At 67.6% G+C, this 22,112-nt stretch carries 13 protein-coding genes; 4 read left to right on the top strand and 9 right to left on the bottom strand.

The features are described from left to right. The coding region (locus I8N67_RS27000; RefSeq protein WP_504740507.1) for a class I SAM-dependent methyltransferase at nucleotides 1-417 on the bottom strand (417 nt) is incomplete at its 3' end. Nucleotides 418-738: 321 nt separating this feature from the next. Here I8N67_RS27000 and I8N67_RS42935 point away from each other — a divergent pair. Both I8N67_RS42935 and I8N67_RS26990 read left to right on the top strand, forming a co-directional pair. Continuing rightward, nucleotides 739-2,274 (top strand): restriction endonuclease fold toxin-2 domain-containing protein, encoded by a 1,536-nt coding sequence (locus tag I8N67_RS42935; RefSeq protein WP_234046344.1) that lies wholly within the window; start codon nucleotides 739-741, stop codon nucleotides 2,272-2,274. A gap of 89 nt (nucleotides 2,275-2,363) precedes the next feature. Further along, a complete protein-coding gene (locus tag I8N67_RS26990; RefSeq protein WP_200306434.1) occupies nucleotides 2,364-2,816 on the top strand; it encodes a hypothetical protein in 453 nt (150 codons plus the stop codon). Between the two features lie 428 nt (nucleotides 2,817-3,244). Here the strand turns inward: I8N67_RS26990 and I8N67_RS26985 are convergent, their stop codons facing one another. Next, entirely contained in the window at nucleotides 3,245-3,790 is a 546-nt protein-coding gene (locus tag I8N67_RS26985; RefSeq protein WP_200306432.1) for a class IV adenylate cyclase, read from the bottom strand. 192 nt (nucleotides 3,791-3,982) lie between these two features. Here I8N67_RS26985 and I8N67_RS26980 point away from each other — a divergent pair, with 192 nt between their 5' ends. Then, entirely contained in the window at nucleotides 3,983-4,282 is a 300-nt protein-coding gene (locus I8N67_RS26980; protein WP_200306430.1) for an NIPSNAP family protein, read from the top strand. A gap of 12 nt (nucleotides 4,283-4,294) precedes the next feature. Here I8N67_RS26980 and I8N67_RS26975 read toward each other — a convergent pair whose 3' ends face one another. From I8N67_RS26975 to I8N67_RS26965, 3 genes are all read right to left on the bottom strand, one after another. Next, nucleotides 4,295-7,684, bottom strand: a complete 3,390-nt coding sequence (locus I8N67_RS26975; protein WP_443729047.1) for an nSTAND1 domain-containing NTPase — start codon at nucleotides 7,682-7,684, stop codon at nucleotides 4,295-4,297. A gap of 393 nt (nucleotides 7,685-8,077) precedes the next feature. Then, complete coding sequence (locus tag I8N67_RS26970; RefSeq protein WP_307835379.1) at nucleotides 8,078-8,257, bottom strand: DUF397 domain-containing protein; 180 nt, start codon at nucleotides 8,255-8,257, stop codon at nucleotides 8,078-8,080. 32 nt (nucleotides 8,258-8,289) lie between these two features. Further along, nucleotides 8,290-9,138, bottom strand: coding sequence for a helix-turn-helix domain-containing protein (locus I8N67_RS26965; protein ID WP_200306424.1), 849 nt, complete (start codon nucleotides 9,136-9,138; stop codon nucleotides 8,290-8,292). 240 nt (nucleotides 9,139-9,378) lie between these two features. Here I8N67_RS26965 and I8N67_RS26960 point away from each other — a divergent pair, with 240 nt between their 5' ends. Then, the gene (locus tag I8N67_RS26960) at nucleotides 9,379-10,080 is read left to right on the top strand and encodes an ATP-binding protein (protein WP_200306422.1); all 702 of its coding nucleotides are present in this window, start codon (nucleotides 9,379-9,381) and stop codon (nucleotides 10,078-10,080) included. A gap of 131 nt (nucleotides 10,081-10,211) precedes the next feature. Here the strand turns inward: I8N67_RS26960 and drmB are convergent, their stop codons facing one another. Genes drmB through I8N67_RS26940 form a run of 4 tightly spaced genes read right to left on the bottom strand, consistent with a single transcriptional unit; the run spans nucleotide 10,212 to nucleotide 21,995 of the window. Next, nucleotides 10,212-12,083: an MrfA Zn-binding domain-containing protein gene (drmB, locus tag I8N67_RS26955; RefSeq protein WP_200306421.1), complete on the bottom strand. Its 1,872-nt coding sequence runs from the start codon at nucleotides 12,081-12,083 to the stop codon at nucleotides 10,212-10,214. Further along, nucleotides 12,080-15,334, bottom strand: coding sequence for a helicase-related protein (locus tag I8N67_RS26950; protein WP_200306420.1), 3,255 nt, complete (start codon nucleotides 15,332-15,334; stop codon nucleotides 12,080-12,082). Before I8N67_RS26950 ends, drmB begins: the two co-directional genes overlap by 4 nt. Then, nucleotides 15,331-17,232: a UvrD-helicase domain-containing protein gene (locus I8N67_RS26945; protein WP_200306419.1), complete on the bottom strand. Its 1,902-nt coding sequence runs from the start codon at nucleotides 17,230-17,232 to the stop codon at nucleotides 15,331-15,333. Before I8N67_RS26945 ends, I8N67_RS26950 begins: the two co-directional genes overlap by 4 nt. Continuing rightward, entirely contained in the window at nucleotides 17,229-21,995 is a 4,767-nt protein-coding gene (locus I8N67_RS26940; RefSeq protein WP_200306418.1) for a DEAD/DEAH box helicase, read from the bottom strand. Before I8N67_RS26940 ends, I8N67_RS26945 begins: the two co-directional genes overlap by 4 nt. Between the last annotated feature and the right edge of the window lie 117 nt (nucleotides 21,996-22,112).

The raw sequence follows: 22,112 nt of genomic DNA, 5'->3' as shown, positions 1-22,112 counted from the left end.
CTTGAGCCACATCGCGTCGAGCTGCTCGTACGGCAGTTCGGCTCGCCCTTCGGCGATGTCCTCGGCGGATGCGACGATCGGCGCGAGCGCGGGCGGCGGCGGGTTGCCGAGCTGACGGAGCATCGCCTCAGAAGGATCGACGCACAGGACCGGCTGACGTGGCTGGAGTCGCCCGGCGACTTCCTTCGCGAACAAGCCCGTCCCGGAACCGATGTCGGCGATCCGGTCCGCGGGACTGAGCCGCAGTGCCTCAGCGATCCGGCCGGACATCCAGGGAACGTAGTCCGGCCCGTAGATCCAGTGCTCGTCGTACTCGGCCGCCAGCTCCTCGTAGTGCCCCCGCACATCGCGCCGCCGCTCCACGATTCCCCTCGCGTCCCTCGACTGCCGCTGGCTGTGCCGGCTGTTGTGCCGCACAGGACATGTGCAGGCTATCGCGGGTATCCGCGCGACAACAGGGCGTTATACGGCGGGGGTTGGGTCTTGATCGAGGTGTCTCAGCCCTACACACTTGGCAAGGTCAACTTTGCGGGGCGGACGCCTTCCCGCGGCTCGTCCTGTCGACTCGCCTGTCGGCGACGGGGAGCGTGCGACCTGCCACTGACAGTGAGTTCCGACGGGACTGAACCCCCGGGAGCGACTCTGCCCTTCCGGCGGAACAGAGTCTCCCGCTGGGCTGACTCCCAGGGGCCACAGGTAGGTTCCGAAGGCGACTTCGTACGGCGCACAGGGGGAGCGTTGGATCTTCGGCATCAGACCGCGAACTTCGTCAACGCGTCCTGGTCCTTGGTCGATCTGCGGGATCTGATCTTCGAGACGGTGAGCCTGCTCTCCATCGAACTCGCCGAGCAGGCGGGCATGGCCGGTGATGACGAAGCGGGCCGCGCCTTCGCGACTGTGTACAAGGCGGCGGTGAGCACGGTCTACGAGTCGGCGGGGCACGCGCACCAGGCCATGGCCAGTGGCGCGGGAGCCCTGCTGAAGAGTGCCGAAGCCTTTCTGAAGCAGGAGAGCGAGATCGCGGCCGAGCTGCTGGGACAGGGCATGGCTCCAGGCATCGGCTCCCAGCCGTCCGGCCCGGACTGCAACCAGCGAGCCAGCCATCATGCCGAGGACCTGCCAGAGGTCGTCGGGGAGACCAGCTGGACCGACCAGTACCTGCTCAGTCAGCGTTTCCGAGGCCAGCAGACCAAGCTGCGCAACGTCGCCAAGAGCTGGCGAGCCGCGGCCGGCATCATGAGCGACGCGTACTGGGACTCCGACACCGCATGGCAGACGGCCACGCTCGACCAGGCCGGAGAGACCGCCAACGCGGTTCAGGACTGGTTCAAGGTGTTCATCGGCAAGAAGATCCCGCCGGATGAAGTCGGTGACGACGACACGCTCATCGCGAACCTGTACGCCGCCTGCAAGATGCTCGCCAACGCCTGCGACGCGTACGCCGACCACATCGAGACCGCACTGAAGCGAATACCCGAGGAGTCGGACCCGCTGTTCGGCGAGCCCCTGTGGGGCTGGGAGGAGCCGTTCTTCGGCGGGAACGGTCATGACGGCGGCCTGCACGAACTGGTCGCGGGCGACACACGCATCGCGAGCCTAGGAAGCATCCCGCCCGCCCTGGACCAGTCCAAGGCCCGGGTGAAGATCCCGCAGCCCGACGAAGGGGGAGGTCTTTTCCCGTCCCTCCCGCCGATCTTTCCGCCACTCATACGCACGCCTCTGATCGTCCCGGTGGCCTATCGCCCGGCAAACGGCCCACGCGTTCAGCCGGTTCCACCGCCGGCACCTCCGGATCCGCGCTTCCCGCTCCTGACCGGCAGCGAGCAGAACAACTTCCAGACCTGGCTGAACTCTCTGCGCGAGGGCGACGTCTCCGGCGGCAAGCCGGCCGAGGTCGCCTACCAGAAGCGTGTCGCGGGCTACCCGGAATACGAGGTGCCGATACCTCAGGGGCTGAGCAAGAACAGCACCCTCATGGTCGACGGCTTTCGTGACGCCGACGGTATGGCCATCGAAGCCAAATACGTCAACGACGAGAAGAAGTGCTACCGCACCCTCGACGAACTGCGCACGAGCCACAACACCGGCAAGAAGGACTTCCTCTACGGCCCGGACCGCAACGAGTTGCAGAAGTACGCCGCCGCGCTGAACGACCCGAGGAACACGGAGATGCGGGGCGTGGAGACCGTCACCAACAACCAGGACTCGGTGGCCTACTGGCGCGTGATGATGGCCGCGTACGGAGTCAAGGGATACGCCCGCTACGAGCCCTGACCCATGCCCAGCGCATCGTGTCCCGCCTACCCGAGTCTGCCTGTACCCCACGTACATCGAGATGTACATCGAGCAAGGAGCAACGCACCGTGGAACGGTCCGAGTTGGAAGAGCTGGAGACCCTGTACATCTTCACCCCCGCCTCCGGCGACACCTGGGACCTGACCTTCACCCGGCTCAAGCAGCTCCTGCTCGCACTCGACCCTGAGGCGTTCTTCCGGGTAGAAGACCCCCGGGAAGAGGGCCCGGGCGGCGGGCCCTTCATGTTCTTCGAGGCGGCCCTCGGTGACGAGGACATCGAAGGCATGGCCAAGCGCGAACCGGAGGGTGTCGCCGTTCAGAACTGCACCGCCGGGCGCGCGGCGGAGTTCGTACGATGGCTGCTGCGCTCGGGTGCCGTCCCGAAGGGGCACGCCATCACCTTCAACACCCAGTGGGGAGTGGAGAGCGAGCTGCCGGACTCCGTGGTGCCCGATGCCCCCGAGCCCGAACTCGTTGAGGTGTTCCTCGCCCACGTGCTTCAGACGGGCGGACTGGACTGAGGCGTCTTCCCATCGACAGCATGGCAGGGGCCGTCCCGGACGAGCAGGACAGGATGGCGTCCCGCCTGACCCGGAGGCTACGTCGGGCCCTGGGAGGGGGCGACGTACGTGGGGTCACTCCCTCCGCATGCGCCGGTCGAACTCGGAGTGGGGCTCCAGGCCCGCGGCCGTGGGTCGTTCGTCGAGGCGCTCGGGGTCGGCGATCGGCTGGAGGCGTCTTTGTTTCAGGCTGGGAGATGGCACCCCGTCAGCGCCGGCGGGTGTGGCAGCAGATATCCCTGGTGTCCCCGCCGGACGAGCCCCCGGATGAACCGCCTGAACTGCCCGAGCTGTCCGGCAGTCCGTGAAAAGGTGCTGTTGCGGTTCTTGTACCTCTGTCCGTCCGGTTTGAGGCGCTTTGGGTCTTCGTCGGACCGGACCGTACGCCGTCACGCGAAGAGAAGGGTCGGCTCAGCGAGAATGTCACGCCCCAGTTCGCTCTTGTAGATCAGATCGATGCTGCCGAAGCGGGCGTGGGCGTAGTCCAGGCCCAGGGCTGCCACCGCGTCCCGCACCGCCGCCTCGGAAGAGCTCTCGATCTCCAGGAAGGTGTCGAGCTCCGGCCAGGTGTCGAAGTCGTAGGTGACGCCGTCCAGCCGCCACTCCTCGCGGTAGTTCTGCTGATAGCGGACCTGCCGCAGACCGAGCGCCGTGAGCAGCTCCGCGGTCTTGGCCAGGTCGTCGACCTCGACCTCGATCTCGGTGGTCCCGTTGATGTGTGTGGCATCGGTGACCTGTTTCAGGGTGAGCGTGGTCTTGCCGCCCTCGTCCCGCAGCCGCAGCCACTGTTCGCCCTGCACGGCGTCGTTCTCGAAGATCAGGCGGGTGAACATGGTCTTGGGAAAGACCTGTTCGGCCCCGACGGCACGCAGCGCGCCGACAGCGGTCTGCACGTCGATCTCCAGGAACTTCGCCTCGTACTCGTTCTGCGCCACGGTTCTCCCTCACAAGTGACAGCTTCCACGCGTCAGGTCGTGGAACTCCTGCTCGCGCGTCTTGTTCGTGACCCACCGAAGGCCGGAAACCGTGCAAGACCAGGCGGACACAGTCCGCGACCCCGCCTTCTGTTGCCGACCCCTCACCGACGCATACTCTGCGCCTCGAGAGCTCACCTCGGGAGGACCCGCATGCCCAAGACCACTCAGCTACGCACCTACACCGTCCGGGAGGGCATGCTCGATGAGTGGGTGGAGCGGTGGCGCGCGGAAATCGTGCCGTTGCGCCTGGAGTTGGGCTTCACCGTCGACGGAGCCTGGGCCGACCGTGAGCGCAACCAGTTCGTTTGGCTCATCTCCTACGACGGCCCGGAGACGTTCGCCGAACGCAACGCGCTCTACTGGGCTTCGCCGGAGCGGAAGGCGATGAACTTGGCCCCGGACGATTACTTGCTGCATACCGATGACAGGACGGTCGAGCCCCGGCTATGACCCCAGTTGTGATCACGGGTCCAGCGGCAGCATGTGGTGGCGCCGTTCCTCATCGCTGAGAACACGGGAGACCCGGTTGCGGGCTTCCGCTTCGAGGCGGTCGAAGTCGGGCTCGGCGGGCCACACGCGGGCGGTGCCGTCGGAGGAGGCGGTGAGCAGGCGTGTGCCGTTCCGGGACCAGGCGACCGAGGACACCTTGTCCTGGTGCACCCCGACCATGCCGATCTCCTCAAGGGTGGCGGACGACCAGATGCGTACGGTGCGGTCATCGGACCCGGTGGCGATGAGTCGGCCGTCCGGCGACCACGCGACGGCGCGGACACGGCCCTCGTGACCCTTGAGGGTCTCGATGCGGCGGCCCGTTGCGGTGTCCCAGATGCCGACGGTCCAGTCGCCCGAGGCGGTGGCGACGCGTTCTTCGTCCGGGGACCAGGTGACGTCGTCAACGTAGTTGTCGTGGCCGCGCAGCACCGTGAGCTGCCTGCATTCGGCGACGTCCCAGAGTCGGCACGTACGGTCGTCCGAGGCGCTGGCCAGGTAGCGGCCGCTGGAGGACCAGGCGATGCGGTTGATCCAGTCCTGATGACCCGTCAGAGCGCTGAGTTCTACGTACTCTTGGGCCGACCAGACCTTCACTGTGCCGTCATGGTCTCCGGTCGCGATGCGGTTGCCGTCAGGGGCCCAGGCGACGCATTCGACCACAGCTCCCCGGTGCTCGAACGCGCTGTTCATCCCGTTCGTGCCATCCTGGCCCGGACTGAGGACACGGAAGAGCCCATCATTGGTGCTGATGGCCAGACGGTCGTCGAGCGGTGACCACGCCGTGCTCCACACTCGGTCTTCCGTCTGCTCGATCACTTGGCTGAGGGAGGTGCCGGTGGCGGCGTCCCATCCCCGGACCGTCCCATCGTCCGACGCGGTGGCGATGCGCGTGTCGTCGTGAGACCAGGCCGCCTGGTTCACGGGCCTGCGGTGTCCATCGAGGAGCAGGCTCTCGGCGCCGCGAGGCCGCAGGTCCCATATGCGTCCGGTTCCGTCGGTGGAGCTGGTGGCGAGCTGGTCGCCCGACGGGGACCACGTCACGCCCCAGACCGTGTCGGTGTGCCCGCGCAGGACAGCGACGACCTTGGCGTCGTGAGCGTCGACGATCCGTACGGTTCGGTCGGAAGAAGCGGAGGCGAGCGTCCGTCCGTCGGGCGACCAGGCGATGTTCCAGACGTAGTCGGTGTGGCCGCGTAGCAGGAGCCGTAGTTCGCCGCTCTCGGCGTCGAAGATCCGCACTGTGTGGTCACCGGAACCCGTGGCTATGAGGCGTCCGTCCGGGGACCAGGCGATGCCTTCCACGAAGTCGGAGTGGCCGCTCAGTACCGTCACCGAGCTGCCCGACGCCAAGTCCCAGACGAGGGCGGTCAGGTCGTGCGAGACGGAGGCCAGGCGAGCGCTGTCCGGGGCCCATGCCAGGCCCCAAACGTCGCCACGGTGTCCCCGCAGCTCCTGGAAGAGGTCCCCTGTCTCGGCGTCCCACACGCGTACCGTCCAGTCGCGTGAAGTCGCGGCCACCCAGCGTCCGTCGGGGGACCAGGCAACCTGGCGCCCGATGTCGGTGGCGCCCGTGAGTAACCGCAGTGGCTCTCCGGACGCGGCATTCCAGATGCGTACGACACGATCGCGGCCCGTGGTGGCGATTCGGGTCGAGTCCGGCGACCAGGCCACGCCCTCGACCATCGTGCCGCCGGACGGCAGGACGTGCAGTGAACGGCCTGACCGTGCGTCGAAGACGCGAGCTGTGCCGTCTCGCGAGGCGGTGGCCAGGCGGAGGCCGTCCGGAGACCAGGCGATATGCCTGACGGTGTCGGTGTGTCCGTCGAGTGAGGTACGCAAATGACTGGATGCCAGAGCCGTCATCAGGCCGCGTCGGGCGGACGGGGTCGGAGTGCATTCGCCCAGTGCGGCAAGTGTCAGCAGAAGGGAGTGCTCCGGCTGCTGTTCTGCGGCACCGAGCGCGTACTTGCCGATGCTGTCGGAGACCCGGCGCAGGAAGGCGAGATCTCGCCGCTGCGAGGACTCGACAAGTGACTGCGCGGTGTGCGAGGCCTGGCCGGTTTCTTGCAATGTGTGCAGCCACTGTCGGGCCAGGGTGAGCCGCTCGCCGGTGAGCAGGTAGTCGGGGCTGCGTCCGGAGCGATCCCAGTCCTGTGCCCATCGTTCGAGTTCCGCGCGTTGGCGCAGCTGCTCGGCGCGGGCCTCGACCTCCTGCCGCAAGGGGGCCCACTGGCGGAACAGAGCCTCGTGCGTCACCTGGGCGTACGGCTCTTGACCTGTGCCTACGTCGGACATCAACAGACGGGCGTCAACGAAGGCGTCCACGACACGTCGTTCCTGCGCGGTCAGCTCGGCGAGCAGCACCGGGCGCCTGGCCACCTCTTGACCTTGGACGGTGACGAATCCGAGTAGCACCTTCAGGACGAAGCCGATCCCATCGTCTCCACAGCCAAGCTCCGCCACGGTGTGGTCAGCCTGTCGTGCGAGGGCGCCGGCCACTCCGCCGAGACTGCGATAGAGCTCCTCCGACACCGTTTCACCCGGGCCGGAGGAGAAGTACAGCTCCTGCAGCAGATAGCTGAGCAGCGGCAGCGCGTCGTCTGTGCCCACGTCATTGACTATGGCCTCGACGACGGCGGGTGCGAAGGTCAGACCGACCAACGCGCCAGGCCGCTCCACCACCTGGGAGAGCTGGTTTCTGCCCAGCGCACCGATGGCGACCGGATGCTGAAAGAGCTCGGCGTGACTCGTGCCGAGGAACTGCCCCAGGAACTCCACACGTAGCGTGGCGAGCACCCGGATCCTCGCATCTTGTGCCACGCAAGCACGGAGGGCATCGAGAAACTGGGTACGTTCCCGCTCGCCGGCGAGGGTGACGACTTCCTCGAACTGGTCGACCACGAGGAGCATGTGGCGGAACCTGCTTCCCCGCAGCCGGTCCAGCTCCGCGAGCAAGGAGGCAGGCTCATGCCGAAGGCGCCGTAACACAGCGCTTACGGTTTCGCGCTCCCCCTCAGCTGCGCAGATGGCCGAGGCCAAGGCCGCGAGGGGGTTGGGGCCCGGCGAGAAGGCGGGGAGGACCAACCACCGGCGACCGCGCAGCCTCGGCATCACTCCCGCTCTGACCAGCGACGACTTTCCGCTCCCCGAGGCTCCGACGAGCACAACGAACCTGTCGGCCGGCCGGTCCTGAGGTACATGAAGCCGACGCGTCAGATCCTCGCTCTGCGCCTCCCTGCCGAAGAAGACCGCAGCCTCGTCCTCCACGAAGGCATCCAGCCCCGGGTACGGAACCCGGTCGCGGGGCCAGTCCGTCGGCGGAGGCGAAGGATTCTCCAACCGGTGGACGACAACCTGCATCACCACCATCGTGACGATCAGTAAGCCGATCGCCGGAATCGCAACCTGCTGGAGCAGTGCCAGGAGCCAGGGAACGTCGTTCTCACTGGTGGCGTAGTTGGTGACGATCCCCAGCAGACTCGCGACCAACACCAGCATGACCTGAAGCAACAGCTGTAAGCGGTTCCTCATGACGCATCAGCCGTCAGTACGCCGCCCCTTTGCCGCCGCAGCACTCCATGCCCCCGCTCTGCCACTACCGGTCACCAGGCGCCGGCCCACCGACGCATGTGAACATCATCGGTGGCGTGGGGGACGATCTCAACAGCACCCCGCAAAACCGGTCACGGTGCCGTATCAGCGTGCGCGCGCTTCCTCCAAGACCACGTCTGTGAAGGTGTCGAAGCGGCCGAATCAGTGCACCAGCCCTGTGCCGGTCAAGGCCCGTACAAAGGAACGCCAAGTATCACTTCGAACGATGAACACAGGCCCTCCCGCGATCTTGGAGTCGCGTACAAGAGTGCGGTCATCGGATATCGCGCACTTGACGCACTCGCCTCCGGCGCCGTTGCTGTACGACGACGTGAACCACACGAGACGGCCGTCGCCGTCGGACTGGGCAATGCTCACCTGGCGGATTCCTTCAGGACGGACTTGATCAACTGGGCGGAACGCTGAGGACTCAGGGCTGCGGCTCGCAAGCCGTCGAACGCCTTTGTGTACTCACGAACATGATGCTCGCCTTCCAGGTAAACGGCATCAGTGATGCCATCCCGGTACACCAGGTCCGGATCTTCGGGGGCCGGGAAGCCGAGCATTGTGAACGAGCCCGTGGCAGGACAGGTACCCGAGTCGAAGGGAAGGACCTGCAAGGTTACGGTCGGCAACTCGGACGACTCCAGGACGCGTTCAAGCTGCTCGCGCATCACTGCACGATCCCCGATGACGTTGCGCACAGACCCTTCGTTCACGATGAACCAGGCGTCCGGGGCGTCGGGGCGAGTCAACATGGCCTGCCGCTCCATGCGAACGTGCACTGCCCTGTCGATGTCCTGGGCGGACATGTACGCACCGGTCGTGTGGAGCTCGCGGGCGTACCCCTCGGTCTGCATGAGACCGGGCAGCAACTCGCACTGGTACTGGCGGAGCGTGGAGGCGTCCTGTTCCAGGCCGATGTAGATGTTGAACCACTCGGGGACACCCGCTCCGTGCACCTGCCACCAACCGCGTGTCTTGGCCTGCCGGGCCAAGGACTTGAGGAATTCCCGCAGCTCATCACTCGTGTCGTAGAACCGGCACAAGGCGTCGATGTCGGACGGTTGGACCCGGCCGCTGCCGGTCTCCATCCGGTTGACCTTGGAGCCGCTCCAGTCCAGCGCCTCGCCGACCTGGGCACAGGTGGACCCGCTCGTCTCGCGCAGCTTCTTCAGCTCGATCGAGAGACGGCGACGTCGCGCCGTCGGTGAACCGGCCATCTACACCCCTTGTCAACCATCCGCCGGATAACGGGCGTTCAGTCTCGCGCCAAGGGGGTACGCCTGCCAATCACTCGGAAGTGGGAATCCCGCTGTGCACATTGCATATCGGGATGAGCAGGCGCCATTCTGATGGCATCGCCACCCACCGTGAGCAGGTGTGACACTCCGCTGATTGCGTGAGGGTGGGCGAGGAGGCGACATGCGACGAGAGAGGTCTCAGTGAGCCAGAAACCGTGTATGTCTCGGAAACCGTGGGACTTGGCCTTCACGGCCGACCCTGAGGGAGTGGCTGCCCTGCGGCGCATCATGCGGCTCCACCTGGGGCTCTGGGGACTGCACGAAGTCGTCGACGGGGCTCAACTCTGCGTCAGTGAACTCGTGTCGAACGTCATCACGCACGTCGGTCACGGCACTCCGGCCACGCTCGCGGTCTCGATGAGCGGTACGCGCCTGCGCCTTGAGGTGCACGACCCCGATACGCGGGCACTTCCCACGCTCGTGGCCGCGGATTCCGACTCGGAGAGCGGGCGCGGGATGGCCCTCGTCGATGCCATCGCCGACCGCTGGGGCGTTCAGCTCCGTCGTGGCCGGAAGGTCACCTGGTGCGAGCTGGCCACGGCGGCCACGGGGCCGACCGGTCATGTCGCTGGCCCCGGTGTGTCACGGGCCGAGGCGCTGCTCGACGTCTATGCCACGACCGAGCCGCGTCTCACCCCGAGCACCCACAGCCGGCTGAGCACGACCGTGGCCGAAGAGGCGGTGATCGGCATGATCACGGACTTCCTCCACTGGCTTCATGCGCATGGCAGGGACCCCGACGAAGTTCTGGACCGTGCCCAGACGCGCTTCGAGGCGCAGATCCCCGACGCCGAAGAGGCGTCGTGCATGGCCCGGAACCGCCCCGGCAATTCGGTGGAGCCGGCCGATCTGATGCCCTGATATCCACCCCTTCCACCGAGCGGGAGCGGGGCGTTCCGTCGGCTGTCTGCCGCAGCCGACGGAACGCCCCGCTGCCGACGACCGCAGTGCAAGACGCAGATCTGTGTCGGTGTCCTTGTGATGGTCCGATATCACTGGTTCAAAAGGTGCGCGAAGAAGCCCAGACCGGGATCGTCCGGTGTGCCGACGAGCAGCGCGCGGTCGAGCAGGATGTTGTTCTGCTCGCAGCTCGTCTCGGGGAGCATCACGCAGGCGTGGCACGCGGCGAGATTGGTGCCGCCCGTGCCGGACGCCTCGGATTCGACACAGAGCGGGTCGGAGGAGCACCACTCGGCACGGTGGACGGCCGAACGGATCGCATGGTCGAGACGCTCCGGCTCGCCCTGGGCGACGAGGCCGCCGAGGCTGCCCGCCGAGTCGCTCGTCGCGGTGTAGACGAGCACTCCTGCCATGTCGTCGGCGGCGTACAGGCGCTCGCGCAGGGAGGCGGCCGGGTAGCCCGCGTCCAGACTCCACTCGTTGATGAGGACGTGGGCCAGGGTGTGCAAAAGCACCATGCGAGGGGTGGCCGGAGAGGGGACGACACGGCTCGGGTCTCCGGCCCGCTGCTCCAGCACCCGCTGGTGAGCGGTGCGCATCCGCTCGACCCGCGCGGCCACCGTCGCGGCCTTCTCCCAGGTTCCCAGTCGGTCCTCGTCCAGGCGGAGGAAGACCCCCTCGCCGCGTACCTCCATGGCCGGGAGCCAGCGCAAGGGGGAGTTGGAGTCCCAGAGAGGCATCTCCTTCGACTCGGTCGTCGAGTCGGGGTCGGCGAGCCGGGTGAACGCTTTGAGGGCTCGTACCTCGCGGAGTTTCTTGACCAGCATCGGACCGGTGACGCCGAGCGGACCGAGTACGTTTTCGTCGCCCAGCGGGGTCTCGCAGACGAACTGTTCCTTGTAGGAGTGCTCGCTCTCGTCGTTGCCCGAGCGGAGACGCTCGTACTCCTTGTTGCGCAGGGCGCGGTAGCGGTGGTCGAAAGTGGGGCCCGCCGCGCCGTCGGAGTCCTCCTCGCGCTCCGCGTCGAGCAACGCCATCACCTCGTCCAGAGAAACTGGACATCCCTCTTCGAAGACGGCATCGAGATGAGCGGCGACGGCTACTCGGTCGTCGTATTTCCTCAGTCTTTCCCAGTGCTCGGCGAGCGGATCCGCGCGACCGTCGCTCCACGGCGGAATGGAGAGAGCGGACTTCAGCACCGGCTGCCACACAGCCGAAGAACCGCGCTGGAGCGTGCGTAGGGAGAGCCCGCACTCCTGAGCGGGGGCGGACGTGCCGAGCCACGGGCGGGGGCCGCGGCACTTGAGGCCCAGGTCCTTGAGCGCGTTCCTACGGAAGGAGCCTTCCATCGAGACCTCGGGAGCCCTTCCACAGGTACATGAGACGAGGATCGAGCGGAGGGAGGACGTACGCCCGGACGTGCGCAGTTTGAGCCTTCCCCCGCACTGTCCGGCCGTCGCGGCACCGCGGTCGGTGGAACGGTGCACCCACTGCCAGTACGGGAACTCGCCGAGGTGCCCGGCCTCGCAGGCGACGACGAAACGGGAGGGGACGAGGTCGACCTCACACGTGCCGCAGACGCTGCGACCGGCCGGCGGGTTGAAATCGCGGTGTCGCTGCAGGTCGGTGCACTCGGGGCAGGAGTACATCAAGGGGAAGCGTCGAACCCTGAGGCCGTCCTTGCTGGTGTCGTCGGATGCTGGCGGCAGCCGGAAGTAGTCGACCTCGAGCAGGCGGGCCAGGCGCCGCTCGTGGATCCGCGGGGATTCGTCGACGCTCCAACTCTGGTCGGCCTCGTCCAGGCCGGAGACGACGAAGGACTCGGCGTCGACGGCGATGAGCGATCCGATGCCGTACGTGGTGATCGCCTGGGCGCGGCGGACGGCACCGCGCCGCGGAAAGTTGTGGGCGGGTGTGGAACCCTTCGCACCTGTCCGGCGGCGGCGTGCGGGGGGTGGGGTCATCGGGTTGCCTCCATGAACAGAGCGGACTCGGCGTCGACGTCGCGCAGGCTCCACAGAGTGGCCCGCGCCCCGGCGTCCTCGGACTCGTCGTCGTACGCCTTCAGGAGTGAAGGTGCCCGGCTGCCCCTGAGAGGTTCGAAGAGCAGGCCACTGTGGATGTCGGCCTCGTCGCACCACCACTCGACAAACTCGTCGAAGGCATGGGAAGTGGCCCCGACCTCCTCAGGGGAGACCGCTTCCACACGCTCTAGGAGCACAGCCCTGATACGGCCCCGGAGAACGTGTTCGTAGGACTCGACCTTGCCTGCGCCCTCGTTGGGCCGGGCGGCCGGGATCAGGATGCGGGCGAGAGCGACGATCACCGCGTGCAGGCCCCGTTCGCGGGCTCGGGTGGAGAACGGTGTCACGGAGGTGGACTCGACCTCACGGTAGAGGGCCGAGTGGAAGTGCTGGAAGCTCTCGTAGTGGGAGCGGTCCCGAGATCGGGTCGAGTTGAGCATGACCGTGACCAGGCCGGGGTGCGCGCGGCCGACACGGCTCGTCGCCTGGATGTACTCGGCGGTCGTCTGTGGCTGGCCCATCACGGCCATGAGGCCGAGGCGGTCCACGTCCACACCCACCGCGATCATGTTGGTGGCCAGGAGGACGTCCACCGTGTCCTCGTCGGGGAGCCTCCTCTCGATGCCCTTGAGGCGGGTCGGGATCTCGCTGGCGTCGACACGACTGGTCAGCTCCGAGTAGTTGGCGACCGAGCGGGCCGTCACCCCCTCGCGGCCGGCGAGCAGGTCCAGATAGGCCACCACGTCGTCGTGGACCTGGAGTTCGGCCGCGGAGAGCAGCCGGAGGCTGTTGAAGTAGCCGACGAGACTCCAGTACGCGTCGCGCACCTTGTCGGCGGTCTTTGCGTGCTTGGCCCGGTGCAGCAGGGTGGCGTACGTGCGGATCAGGAGGGTGGACTGACTGGTGCCGGGTGCAAGGAGGCCGACGTAACGCCTGCTCGCCTTCTCCTCACGCGGTGTCTCCACGGCGAACCACGAGTCGCGGGCGTCCAGGCCGGCGGGCGGGAACTGCCGAACGCCGCGCGCGAAGAGGTGGCGGCCCTGGTCGGCGGCGCGACGGATGGTCGCCGTGGAGGCGATCACCTTGGGTCGGTTCGCGAGCGCGTCCACAGCGGTCTCGTAGAGGCCGGTCAGGGTGCCCAACGGGCCGGAGATCAGGTGCAGTTCGTCCTGAATGATCAGCTCCGGGGGTGGAGTGCCCTCATCCAGGTCATCAAGGTTGAAGAGCGCCGAGGTCGCCGGACGCCACGGCATCGACGCGAACTTGTCGACGGTGGCGATCACCAGTGTCGGCCGCGCGTCGTACACCGCCTCGTCGATCAGGTGGACGGGCAGGCCGTCGGCGAACTCGCAGTCCGTGCCGGGACATCGGACGTGCATCCGCCTGGCGTCCTCGTCGGCCTCGTAGTTCCGGGCGTCGAGGCGGGTCCCGCACCAGGGGCAGGCGTGCAGCTGGACGGGGTTCTCGGTGGCCAGGCGCTTGTCGAGGCTCCTGCGCAGCTCGTCCAGCTTCTGGCCGGCCACGGCCAGCGTGTTGGGGGTGGCCGAGCGTCCCACCCACATGCCGATGGAGAACTCCTCGTGTCCCAACTCGGGTGTGTGGCGCCGCATGTTTTCCATGGCACAGAGCAGGATCGCCGCGCGCTCGAACTGCTGGAGGGTGAGCAGCCGCAGCGTGTAGCGCATGAGGACGGTGACACCACCGCCGTCGGCGCCCTTGCGGATACGACGCAGGAACGACGTGAGGGCGATGAGCCCGAGGTAGGCCTCCGTCTTGCCACCACCCGTGGGGAACCACAGCAGATCGGAGGTCTTCCGGTCGTGGTGGTCGGGGTCGTCGATGCCGGCCAGGCAGAGCAGCACGAACGCGATCTGGAAGGGGCGCCAGCGACCGGCGGCCGGGGCGGGGGCCCCGACGCGTCCGTTCTTCACCCAGGCGCTGCGGGCGCGCTGGTCAGCCATGGCGCGGTTGGCGAGGCGGAACGCACTCATCAGATCGGGCTTGGTCCGCAGCAGCTCGATGCCCTCGCGGATCCGGTCGAGTGCCTCACGACAGGCCTTCACCTGCTCCCGCGCGGGCTTCGCGTGGGTGTCGCCCGTCAATGCCTCCGCTTCCGCCGCCTTGCGGTCGACCCAGCGCTCGTACCCGGTGGCGAGATCCTCCAGAGCGGCCAGCACCTCGATGTCGGACTTCTCCGCCAGCCCCAGCATGGACAGCGCCGAGCTGTCGATCTCCGGATTGGAGTCGGTGAGCAGCACCTCCACGGTGGGTACGAACTCGCTCCGCACCTCGGCGACGGCGGCCCTTCGGGCGTCGGTCATGCCGATCGGGGGCGGAGTCCAGTCCCATTCGGCGGCGCAGCCGTGGCCGACGGCGAAGGTCGGGGCGTGGCGATGCAGCAGCCTGCTGGTGGCGACATCGTCGTCATGGGAGGAAGTCGGGGCGGCGCGCTCGACGAAGGCGGCGGACCCGTCGACCGCGCGAATGGTGAGACCGCACTGGAACAGGGAGAACACGTCCTGGAGTTCGCGCTCGCCGACCTGGTGGGTGTTGACGACCGTGACCGTGATCGTGACCGTGCCGGTCGTCGGGTGGGGACGCCGGACGTTGACGCGCAGGGCGGCCCCCGCACCGAGGTCGAATCTCAAGTCGGGAGCAGGAGTGGTCACTTCGACGGGGGTGTCCGGAAGGAGGAGTTCCTTGCGTTGCCACCGTTCCCGCTGTTCGGAGGTGGTGCGAGCCTCGGCCCGCCGGGCCGGGATCGGCTGGCCGTCCGGATCGGTGGGTTCGTAGACGGCCGCGCGCGCCGAGACCACGATCGAGTCGCTTATGGCTGGGTCGATCGCGAAGGTGAGACCCATGGACGAGGGACGGCGGGAGCCCGCGGCGCCCACCTCCTGAGCGGTACCCGACTCCTCGACGCTGTCACCCGTGCGCAGCGGAGCGATGTCCAGGCCGTCGTGTTCGGCCTCGTCCTCACGGATCCGCCGCTCCGCGGTGGGGTTGGCGGATCGCGGGTAGAGGACACCGGTCAGATAGCGGTCGATCGGAGCGTCCTCGGTGAGGACCTCGTCCCGGTCCTCCGGCGCGGCGTCCGCAGCGGGACCGAGAAGCTCGCGGCGGAGTCCCGTCAGCAGTTCCTCGTCCCGGACCCGATAGTGCTCGGAGTGCCGGTCTGACACCTGTGTCATGCGCGCTTCTCCTCGTCGTCGGCCCGTCGATACCTTCCGATGCCGGTGATCCGGGGGACGATCCACGCCCCACGGTCACCGAGACCGGCGTTGGCGCCGGCGGCGGTGCTGCCCGTCACCGTCTCCAGGGTGTCGACCCGCGCGCCGTGGATCTCGTCGGGCCACCAGGGGTCCCACGTGCTGTTCACCTTCTGCACCTGGAACAGCTCCTCCCGGAACCGCTCCGACGCCTCACCGATCTCCCGGCCGTCGTGCACCAGAGCGTACGGCGGGCTCTGGTACTCGCCCATCGGCAGATCGTGGCGCTTGCGCAGCGCGACTTCCTGTCCGGGGTCGACCCGCGCCAAGAGGTAGGCCTGGGTCGCCACGGCGTCGGTCTCGTGGCCGGGCGGGTTGTCCCGGCAGACGTCCCCCGCCTCGGTCACGACGCCGTATCTGTCGTACGACCGCCATCCGCCGACGTAGCGACGGCCGTTCTTTCGGCCGCCCGCTCTCTTGAGGATCGGCAACTCGGGGGACCGCGCGTGGTACAGGTCCTCGCGGGCGCGAGTCATCGCCACGTACAAGGCCCGGGCCTCGGCAGGGAGGTCCAACTCGTCCTTGTGCTGTTTGTGCAGTTCTGCGACGGTCGGTGGGGTCAGAACGATCACCCGGTCGAACTCGAGGCCCTTGGCCCGGTGCACGGTGGAGACGACGATGCGCGCGGTCTCCGGGTCAGCCGCCTCGTCGGGGAACCTGCTGTCGACGACCGAGCGGCGCAGCCGCTCCAGATCGAGCACACCGCGTCCGGCCGAGCGCGCGGTCCGGCGCAGCACCGTCCACAGGCCGGTCACGTTCGGCTCGTACGGCAGAGGGATCTCCGCGAGCAGCGAGCGGAACCGGTCCTCGGTGAGGCCGGTCGCCTCGGTGCGGCGCAACAGCTCGGCCACCCAGTACGGCACCGGCCGCTCTTCGAGGGGGCGCCGCAGCCGGTGCTCGACGCCGTGCTCGTGGAGCAGGCCGGAGACCATTAGGGCCTGGCGGTTGTCGCGGGCGAGGATCGCACAGGTGTCGGGAAAGGTCCGCAACCCGTCCAAGGTGAACGGATCAGTGAGGTCACCCATGCCGTTCGCCGGATCCAGGAGCAGTTCGCGCAGTTCGTCGTAGAGCGTCGCCGCCTCGTCCGCGTCGGTGACCTGCTGGAGCCGGGGACCGTGCGCCAACGCGATCCGGGCCTCTGGGGTGATGGCTCGGAAGTTCCGCGTGAGGTGCAGTTCCACGAGTTCGTCGGGGTACGAGCCGCGCAGCCAGTCGAAGAACCGCCCGGTCTCGTCGGCACGTTCGGCCGGGTCCTCGATCTGGAAGCCGTAGACGGACTGGGCGGCGTCGCCGACGACGGTGAAGCCGCAGCTCTCCTGGTACCGGTCGAGCAGCGTCTCCACCAGCTCTCGACGCCCGCCCACCAGATCCTGTACCTCGTCGATCACGACATGAGCGGGCGGGACGGCATCGCCGGCCTCCAGTGCCCCCTCCTCGACCGCGCGGGTCGCGGCGCTGATCCGCTCGTCGAAGCCGACCGCACCCCACTCGCCGTCCGGGTGCGCCTGATGGAGCACCTGGTACGCCCAGGCGTCGAAGGTCTGGGCACGCACCCGGCGGGCCCGCTCCCCGTGCCGGGCGATGCGCTCGCGCAACTCGCGGGCGGCGGCCCGGGAGAAGGTGAGCACCAGGATCTCTGCGGCCTCCAACGCCTCCTCGGGGTCCTCGTGACCGCACAGCGCGTCGAGCCGACGCACCAACGTGTGTGTCTTTCCCGCCCCGGCGCCCGCGGTGACCAGGACGCGCGCGTCCCAGGGCTGCTCGACCACGGCCCGCTGCTCATCGGTGAGCGGTGGGCTGTCGAGGTAGGCATCGGTCACTTTCTGCTCCACAGGTGCTCGAACTGGGTGAAGGCGAGTCGGGTGTCGAAGTTGGCGATGTTGTCGCTGACGTTCAGGATCAGGCAGGTGTCCTTGCCACCGTTGAGTGGACCGCGCAGACCGCGACCGATCATCTGTTGGTAGACGTTGGTGCTGTAGACGGGTCGGGCCACGACCACGGCACGGGTGGCCGGAGCGTCGAATCCCTGGGCGAGCACGCCGTAGTTGGTGAGCACCCGGATGCGTCCGTCGCGGAACTTCTCGACGCGCGATTTACGGTCCTGGTCGCTGGTCGTCGCGTCCACGGCTGCGGACCGGATTCCCCGGTCGTTGAGCATGGCTGACAGGTACTTGGCATGGTCGACGGAGGTGGCGAAGATCAGCGTCGGCCAGTTGTCAGGCAGGTCGGCCACCGAGTCGACGATGCGCCTGCTGCGCGCGTGGTCGTCGGCGAGCCGTTGCTCGGCGGCACGGGACAGCATCGCCATCCGTTCGGCCTGCGCCTTCTCGTCACGCGTCAGTTCGATCCGACCGCCTTCCAGGGTGTGGTGCTCCACCTGCGCGAGCATCCCCCACTCCTGGAGGTCCCGGTACGGATCACCGGACGGGAAGACACCCTCGTCGAGCCGACGGTTCCCGAAGCGCCCGACCAAGCGGCGAGTCTCCTCCTCGTTGGTGTTGCGGAAGGGCGTGGCCGTCAGGCCGAGCAGGTGCCGACCGGTCTCGTACTGGGTGAGCCCCAACTGCCGCAGGATCTCGGTGTACCGCTTGGAGATCGCGGTGTGGGCCTCATCCACGATCACCAGCGCGGCCTGGCGCAGCCATGTGTACGGTTCGGTGTCCAGACAGCGCTCCAGTTTGGCGTCGGTGGCGACCACCAGGTGGGGATGGTCGACGACGTTCCCGACCTCGTTACCGCTCCAGAGCCGGCTGATGGTCAGAGGGCGCTCCGCGCCGACCTTGCTCCAGACGAACTTCCAGCTTTGTACGGCTTGTTCGCACAGTTCGTCGCTCTGCGCGATCCACAGCAGTGGTCCGTCAAGGTCACCGACGCGCTTGACCCAGCGGATCACAGCCTCGGCGGTGATCCGGGTCTTGCCCGCGCCGGTCGGCAGCGACAGCATGCCGCGCTGGGGAGCGAGGCGGTCGAGCATGGTGGTGATGTTGCGGACCAGATCCTCCTGGTACGCGTGGAGGCTCGGGAAGTCCCGAGGACCCTCGACAATCTCGAACGCCGGCCGGGGCGGCGTCCGCGAGCCCGCGAAGGACAGCGGCAGTTTCAGGTCCGACACGAAGGCGACGGCGGACGAGGAGCCGGTGTAGGAGACGGGGGCGTCGGGGAACCGCGCCTGGATGTCGCGGGCGTGTTGATGGAGGACACCGTCGCCGTGGGCGTTGAAAGCCATCTGCGCGATCCGCCGCCCCGATGGTTGGACGCCGTCGGCCGCCTGTAGTTCTGCCTCCATCAGCCCTTCGGGGAGGCCGATTCGGAGCGCCTCCGCCCCGACCAACAGCTCGATCTTGGTGACCACGTCCGCGGTGTCGCGAACGGCCTTTCGGGCTGCCTGCGTCGCACTGTCCCGAGCCATGCGGTCCTGGTGTTCGAGCACCGCCCGGCAGCCGGAGGCGCCCAGGCCCAACCCGAGTTCGCGGTCGATCAGGCGGAGCATCGGTTCGGGCTCCAGCGGGACACGGACCTTGACGGTGCCGTCCTGACGGACGGCGTCCAGGGCTGTGGCCTGGGTGCCGTTGGGCGTGCGAGTGACCTCCTCCAGCTCGGTGCACCGCTGCACCGCGCTGTTCCGGTTGGAGCTGTTGAGGTGTCGGCGCAGGCCGGGATACAGCTCGACAAGTGGCACCGGATCGCCCTCGACCACCTCACGGGTCTCCAGACTGATCACGTCGGCGTAGCGGTGCATGCCCCACTTCTTGACCATCAGCTCGGCGTCCCCGACAGTCGGCACAAGCAGCGCGGGGAGCTGCTCGGCGCGGAGTACCTGATACTCGGCGGCTCCGACGGCGAGCGTGATCTCGTCGTCGGGACGGGTTCCCCAACTGTCGCCGATACGGCAGCGGGTGAGAGCGTCCTCGGGGAAGTCCGCGCCGAACCGGGTCAGCATCACGTAGGTGGCGCCCACGAAGGAGTCGTCCTCGCTCCGGGACACCTCGTCGACGAGCGCGTCCCAACGGTCTGCAGGAACCTCGTCGACGGTGGACGGAAGCCGCAGTTTGCGGGCCTTCTCGGCCGACAGGTCGGCGACCGGCAGCACATCGCGATAGGCGGTGAGCTGGGGGCCGACGGCTTCCTTCAGCGGTTTGATTCCCTGGGAGCTGGCGATCGTGCCGTAATTCCACAACATCCAGCGGATAGGGGACGGCACAGCCTGTCGGGTGCTGCCCTGCGCACCGATCTGACGGGTCCAGTTGTCCACCACGGCGTCGTCGGGAAGTGCCTTGAGGAAGGCGGCCCGGGACTCTTCGGAGAGCACGCGGAACAGGTGGAGCGGGCCCCCGATGGCGGCTCCCTCGACCCTCATTCGGCTCAGGGCAGGGCGCTGCGCGTGGCTGTCCAAAGTGCGCAGATAGGCAGAATGCATGGCTTCCCTGTACTCCTCGAACCAGGCCTCGCCCTCTATCGGGCGCACTCCGGTGGTGGGCCGGTCCCGTAGACCGACCTGGGCGAAGAAGGCGACGTCGTCGGAGTGGAACGCCATGTCGACGGCGACGGTCGGGTCACGCTGCGCGTCGACCACCCTGCCCGGAAGCATGCAGTCCTGGATCGGCTGGAACTTTCCGTCGGCGGTCCGCACGCGCAGCGTGGAGGCGGGCGTTGCAACCCGCTCCAACACCTTGTGCGTCAACTGGCGGATCCCGGCCTTACGGAACAGTTCCCAGAATCGCTGCCACTCGGCGTCCCGGTAGCCGTCGAAGCCCTGGTCGAGGACGCTGACGAAGCGCCCCTCGACGTCCGCCTCGCGGATGCCGAGGACGTTGAGCGCATGGGCCAACGACGGGTCCTGGGCGAGTGCGTCGTCCACGTAGACGAGGGACTCACGCAGCCCACCCTGGTCCGCACGGCGGAACACCCGGCCGCGCACGGGGGAGACGAGTCCGTGCTCCTCGGTGAGCACGATGCGTGCCTTGCGGGCCTCCTCCACGAAGGGTGAGCCAACCTCGATCATGTCTGCGAGGATCCGGACCGCCACGGCCGAGGCCTCGGCGGTACCGCTCCCGACCAGGGCCTCCAGCCATGCGCGAACATTCGCCCGCTCGTGCCTGGCCGCGTCGAGGATGTGCTCGACCTTTCCCGAGCGCAGGGAATCGGCTTCGACGCTCGGGTGCAGCCAGTTCGAGGGGCGACCGGGGCACTCGTGCCACATCCGCAGCCACCCGGCCAACCTCTTCAGGTCCTTCTTGTCGAACCGGGGGTGGACGCGCAGTTCGGCGGGGGCGCGCAGCACACCGTCCTGGTCGGGCAGCGACGGACGGGTCGCGGCGCGGGCCCAGACTTCCCGGGTCAGGAACTCGTCGGCCCAGCTGATCGCCTCCTTGACTCGCCCGGGAAGCAAGGGGAGGTAGGCGGCCGGGTCCTCTGCGGGCGACAGAGCGGGAAGCGAGTCGACGACCAACGCCGCCGAGGCCCTGATCATCTCCTGGTTGAAGGGGGAGGAGTCGAGCAGGTTCTGCCGGTCTTCGTTGGTCTTCCACGCTCCGTTGAGGATGCCGCTCAACGACATCTCGTACTTGGTCGGGAAGAAGGACCAGAACCTACCGCGTCCACGGGTCCGCGAGTTGACGTAGAGGCCGGAGGCCGGGTCTTTCTCCAGGGCGGGAACACCCCAGGAGAGGTCGAGGGAGACGCGGTCATGGAGTTCGCCGGCGTCCGCGCGGGCCGCAGGACCGGGCGTGTGCGTGGTGGTGAACACGCGCCAGCGGATGGTGGTGGCGGTTTTCCCGGTCCTTTCCTCGATCACGGTGTGCAGGTCACCGGCCTGCTTCGTGGCCAGGATTCGGCGAGCAACAGGGCGGGGACGACGGTCTTCAAGCACGACCTTCGCCACGTGCGGTGAGAAGAGCTGGAAACCCACGGGGAACTCGTCGCGGGGTTCGCCGTGCTCCTTGGCACGCCCGCCGTGCATGTCCAGACCCAGCCGGCGGTCCGCCTTCGGCAGCAAGGGCAGGCGTACGACGGTGGTTGCCCAGGTCAGCAGCTCGTGCAGGACAGGGTCGGCAGCACGCTCGGCCTGCACGTCGAGGGGACGCGCCATCCGGAGAACAGGGGCGTCGAATTCTGGACCGTTCCTGGCAGCCACGCCGGGCACGTTCTTGATTTGCTCGTACGACCAGGCGCGGTCGAATCCGAAACTTCCGGTGCTGCTGAAGAATTCTGGTGCGTCGGTCACGACGAGGACAGATTTTACGCCCACACCGAACCTTCCGATCTGTCCTCCGCGCTTCTTCGACATGCTCATTCGAAGAATAGTTTCCGCACCCTCAGGGGTGACAGGATTTCCTTCGTTCGCGCAGTACAGATGGGTTTCTGTGAGGACGACGTGAACTCTCCCGCCGGGCTCGTCAGCGATTTCGTCGGCCGCGTTCTGGACGAGTTCGAAGAGCTGACGATCACCGTATCCGCCCTGGGTGATACGGCGCTCTCCATTTGCGTGCTCAGCCACGAGACCGGGGTCTACGGCGTACGTTTGCAAGACACGGGAAGACTGCTCGACGACGGTTTGAATTACCGGAGACAATGAAGATGACACGGGTCCTGCACTCCTGAGGTGTCAAGGATTCGGGCGAAAGTGCGCGTGATGGGCCAGCTGCTGACTTTGCGCGGCCGGCCCATAAGCGTTCGACTGGTGCCGGAGGGGTGGCGCATC

It is taken from the genome of Streptomyces adelaidensis, from assembly GCF_016598475.1.
GTDB lineage: Bacteria > Actinomycetota > Actinomycetes > Streptomycetales > Streptomycetaceae > Streptomyces > Streptomyces adelaidensis.
This window is presented reverse-complemented; position numbering and strand designations above follow the sequence as displayed.